General features: G+C 42.8%; 2 protein-coding genes. Both read left to right on the plus strand.

Features of this window, described 5'->3' with window-relative positions:
• A partial coding sequence (locus QUA80_RS33565) for an IS4 family transposase (RefSeq protein ID WP_333429212.1) occupies positions 1-867 on the plus strand: 867 nt, incomplete at its 5' end.
• On the plus strand, positions 857-1,222 hold the full coding sequence (locus QUA80_RS33570; protein ID WP_333429213.1) for a hypothetical protein: 366 nt from the start codon (positions 857-859) through the stop codon (positions 1,220-1,222). The genes QUA80_RS33565 and QUA80_RS33570, both read left to right, overlap by 11 nt.
• The last annotated feature ends 98 nt before the right edge of the window (positions 1,223-1,320 follow it).

Below are 1,320 nucleotides of genomic sequence, written 5' to 3' on the forward strand. Positions count from 1 at the left end.
TCGGGCGGAAACAAGCTTTTGGATGCAGGCTTGGGGGAGACGGCTCCTCACTCATACCGTGCGACCTCGAATCGCACAATGTTACCCACATTCTATCAGACTCACTTACAAAAACAACTGACTCATGCTCAGTTGATATTGATGATAATCTTGCTCTCTTTGATACAATCAGAAAAACAAGTGAGACTAGAACGGCTCTCCCGGGTATTTCCTTACCCGATTACAACCGAAAGTCGGCGACGGAAGTTACAAAGATTTCTGGACTTACCTCAATTAACGATCGCAGGAATTTGGTTCCCCTTAATTACTTATTGGTTAACCACTTATTGCCGTGTTGGGCAAACCTTGTCAATAGCGATCGACCGCAGTCAATGGGGGTGTATTAATCTCTTCATGGTCAGCCTAATTTGGCATCGCAGAGCCATTCCATTGTACTGGACTCTATTGCCCCAACTCGGGAACAGTAACTTGTCGGAACAAACAACAGCTTTACAGCAAGTTTTACCATTATTTACAGAATATAAAGTCATCGTTTTAGGTGACCGTGAATTTTGTTCTGTAGACTTGGGAAACTTGCTAAAGGAAAGCGGTGTGTCTTTTTGCTTGAGGTTAAAAAAGAATCATTGTATCGAAACAGAACATTTAGTTTGGCAGCGGCTAGATAAATTAGGAATAGTACCAGGCACCTCTCTATACTTTCAAGGAATCAGAGTCAGAAAATCTCAGCCAGCAACTGGGTTTGATATTGCCTGTCAATGGAAAAAGAACTATCGGGGATGGACGGTTGATGAAGCGTGGTTTATTCTTACAGATTTACAGCGAGTTGCCCGTAGCGCTCGATGCTTACAAACAACGGATGGGAATTGAAGAGATGTTCCGAGATTGTAAAACAGGAGGCTACAATCTTGAAGGAAATAGCCTCAAAGGAGACCGCCTAATTAACATAATTTTGCTAATAACGATTGCCTACAGTTCGGCAGTATTTCAGGGTACTGAAATTCACAAAAAGCAGATACAAAAATATGTATCTCGCCCGAAAGAACCCAGCAAACAATACCGCCGACGAAGTATATTTGGTGTGGGTTTAAATGGAGAGCAGTGGGTTAATTATCTCGTTCAATATTCCGAAACAGTCCAAGAGTTAATGAAGTTAACTCGAAATAAACGTTGCTTTTATCAGCTTGGTATGCGGGCTGCAACCCTGATTGGGTATACTTTTTAGGCCTCTTTGTTACCCCCCCAGCAACCCACATTCCGCACCCCCAACTGGCACATAGGCAGATGGAGGGGATAAAAGTGAATCATCCGAGATAATAAGTA

Origin of the sequence: Microcoleus sp. F4-D5 (assembly GCF_036704885.1) — a bacterium.
GTDB lineage: Bacteria > Cyanobacteriota > Cyanobacteriia > Cyanobacteriales > Microcoleaceae > Microcoleus.